The following is a 3227-nucleotide window of genomic DNA, read 5'->3' on the forward strand; positions in this document are numbered from 1 at the left end:
TGCCTGATTATAGTAGGAAAGTAAATTTAGATGTTGTAGTTACAACCCTCTGAAGTATATAAATAGGTAATTATCCTTGAATATTAGACTGAATTATAGTATTATTCATACATCGGGATGAGAGGTGATTTGAATGTATGATTTTGATCTTTTAAACTCAATATTGGAAACCAGGGAAGTTGGAAGGACATTCCTTCAATTTGACAGCATCCAATGTGCAGTGAAGAAGGCAAGGAGTATTTCAGCCCAAAGTCCTAATGGAATGGTGATACTTGCTGAAGAACAGTGGGATTCCAAGGGAAGAAACAAGGATCTTTGGTATTCTCCAAAGGGTGGACTATACTTGAGTATAATATTCAAAAATGCTGGAGTCAGGGACTTAACCAATGTACTAAATTTTGCAGCAGTCGCATCGGTACACGATGTACTTAAAAATATAGATATAGAGACAGAACTTAAACTGCCCAATGATTTGTACTATGAAGACAAAAAACTGGGAGGCACCCTTGTGGAAAAATCCATAAAAGGAAGAGAAGTATCATATATAGTTGGAATAAGAGTTAATCTTGATATAAAAAATGAAGACTTCATGTCAAATATTGACAGAGGAATTTCCCTCAACCAGATTGCTGGAGAAAGAATTCCAAGGGAGAAGCTTGTATCGGATATTCTCAATGATTTGGAAAAGAAATATCTTGGATTTGTAGAAGACGAAGGCCAGGAGCTTTTCCAGCCATGGAACAGAATGTTTGAAAGATACGACAACCTTATGGAAATAAGAAAAAAAGGCAACAAAAGATGGAAAAAGGTGGAAATATCCGGTTTTGACTGTGACGGAAGCCTTTTGTACTCTGACTGCTCATCCTGCGGAAACATAGTGGATATGAACAAGCAGGAAGTAAGAATGATTAAGGAATAAATATTGATGAAGATAGGTAATATAGAATTGAAAAGCAATGTTTTACTTGCCCCAATGGCAGGTATAACGGACAAGACCTATAGAATGATATGCAAAAAATTCGGTGCAGGTCTTGTATGTACGGAGATGATAAGCGCCAAGGGTCTTTTGTACAACGACAAGAAGACACATACTCTCATGGATATAGATGTGGGAGACACCCCCGTGTCTCTGCAGATATTTGGATCTGATCCGGACATCATGGAGAAAATAGTGATTGAAAAGCTGAATCATATGGATACATTCCAGATTCTTGACATAAACATGGGCTGTCCTGCTCCAAAGATAGTTAAAAATGGAGACGGGAGCGCTCTAATGAAAAACCCTAAGCTTGCCGGTGAAATAATGAAAAGGGTAAAGGCTGCATCCAACAAGCCTGTAACTGTGAAGTTCAGAAAGGGATGGAACGATGAAAACATCAATTTTCTTGAAATAGGAAGAATCGCCCAGGAGTCAGGTATTGATACAGTAATACTTCACGGAAGGACAAGGGAGCAGTTCTATTCAGGAAAGGCAGACTGGGATGCAATAAGGGAACTTAAGGAGAATATGGACATACCCGTTATAGGTAATGGCGACATATTCACACCTAAGGATGTAATGGACATGCTTGAATACGCCAAATGTGACGGTGTCATGATTGGAAGGGGAGCCTTTGGGAATCCATGGATATTCAGGGATTCCAATGAACTCATTAAGGGAAGTGTAGTTGAAGACCGAATAGCCCACGAAGAAAAGCTGAGACAGCTTTCGGAACATGTTGAAATGCTGGTCATGGAAAAACCTGAAAGAGTAGCCCTTTTGCAGATGAGAAAACATGCGGGATGGTACATAAAGGGATTGCATGGTGCGGCCGAAATGAGAGGACGTTTCAATAGGGTAAAGACAAGAGATGAAATGATTAGTCTCATCAACGAATACATAGATAAAATAAATACAGATTCATAGATATCAAATACCTTGACATATGATGTCTCATAACATATACTTTGTAGGATAAAATATTATTTACCAAAGGGGAGAAAAAAATGACAAATAATGAAACTCTGCTAACGAAACAAGGCTTAGAAGACCTTAAAGCGGAAACGGAAAATTTGAGGGTTGTAAAAAGAAAAGAAGTTTCAGAAAAGATTAAAGCGGCTCTTGCTTTTGGTGACATAAGTGAAAATTCAGAATATGATGAAGCAAAGAATGAACAAGCTGATATAGAAAGAAGAATTCTTAAGATTGAAAACATGCTTAAGAATGCAAAAATTATAGAGAACAATAACAATAATGATCTTGTTAATCTTGGATGCACAGTTAAGGTGAAAGACATTGAATTTGATGAAATAATGGAATACCAGATAGTTGGATCTGCAGAAGCTGATCCGTTTAAGGAAAGAATATCCAACGTATCACCTCTTGGACAGGCTCTTATGGGCAAAAAAGAAGGAGATATCGTAAATGTAGAGACACCTAGCGGTGCCATAGTTGAATATGAAGTATTAGGAATAAAATAACTAACTAGTAGGGATTTTTGTGTCTGATATTGAAAATCTTAATGAGCTGAGACTTATAAAAAGAGAAAAACTTGAGAAATTTGTCAAGGAAGGGAAGGATCCTTTCAAGATAGAAAAATACGATGTTACCCACAATAGCAAGTTCATTAAGAATAACTATGAAGATATGGAAGGTAAAGCCGTATCTTGTGCAGGAAGAATAATGTCTTAAAGAGGCCAGGGTAAGGTAGGATTCTATGATCTTCAAGATAGTGAAGGAAGAATGCAGGTTTTTGCAAAAAAAGACTTGTTGGGAGAAGATGAATACAACACTCTGAAAACTCATGACATCGTTGACATCATCGGAGTCAAGGTCGAAATTTTTAAAACTAAAATGGGCGAAGTTTCAATTAGAGCCACTGAAGTTTTATTGTTGTCTAAATCTCTGCAAAACCTTTCATTGCTCACCACAATACTTTGGATATAGACATGTATCTAAGGATTGCCAACGAATTATACCTCAAGAGACTTATAGTAGGTGGATTCGATGGAGTATATGAAATAGGTAAAATGTTCAGAAACGAAGGAATGTCAATTAAGCACAATCCTGAATATACAGCGATGGAAGTATACAAGGCTTACGTTGACTATGAATATATGATGGAGCTTACTGAAAATGTAGTTGCATTCATGTGTGAAAAGGCAAACGGAACTACAAAGATTAACTATCAGGGAATTGAGCTTGATTTTACTCCTCCTTGGGAAAGTGCAAATGCATTCTCCGAGCT

General features: G+C 37.2%; 3 protein-coding genes and 1 pseudogene. All 4 read left to right on the forward strand.

The window, feature by feature from the left end:
• Window positions 1-133 precede the first annotated feature (133 nt).
• The gene (locus tag AC3AX0_RS09975) at window positions 134-919 is read left to right on the forward strand and encodes a biotin--[acetyl-CoA-carboxylase] ligase (RefSeq protein WP_487550143.1); all 786 of its coding nucleotides are present in this window, start codon (window positions 134-136) and stop codon (window positions 917-919) included.
• Between the two features lie 6 nt (window positions 920-925).
• Entirely contained in the window at window positions 926-1906 is a 981-nt protein-coding gene (dusB, locus tag AC3AX0_RS09980; protein WP_487550144.1) for a tRNA dihydrouridine synthase DusB, read from the forward strand.
• Window positions 1907-1986: 80 nt separating this feature from the next.
• Window positions 1987-2460: a transcription elongation factor GreA gene (gene greA / locus AC3AX0_RS09985; protein ID WP_487550145.1), complete on the forward strand. Its 474-nt coding sequence runs from the start codon at window positions 1987-1989 to the stop codon at window positions 2458-2460.
• A 19-nt stretch (window positions 2461-2479) separates the two neighbouring features.
• A pseudogene (locus tag AC3AX0_RS09990) lies at window positions 2480-3227 on the forward strand (amino acid--tRNA ligase-related protein); the annotation flags it as partial.

This window comes from Dethiosulfatibacter sp., assembly GCF_983023055.1.

Coding starts and splice junctions, on each gene's coding strand:
- AC3AX0_RS09975 (WP_487550143.1), top strand. CDS start 134: ATGTATGATTTTGATCTTTTAAACTCAATATTGGAAACCAGGGAAGTT.
- dusB (WP_487550144.1), top strand. CDS start 926: ATGAAGATAGGTAATATAGAATTGAAAAGCAATGTTTTACTTGCCCCA.
- greA (WP_487550145.1), top strand. CDS start 1,987: ATGACAAATAATGAAACTCTGCTAACGAAACAAGGCTTAGAAGACCTT.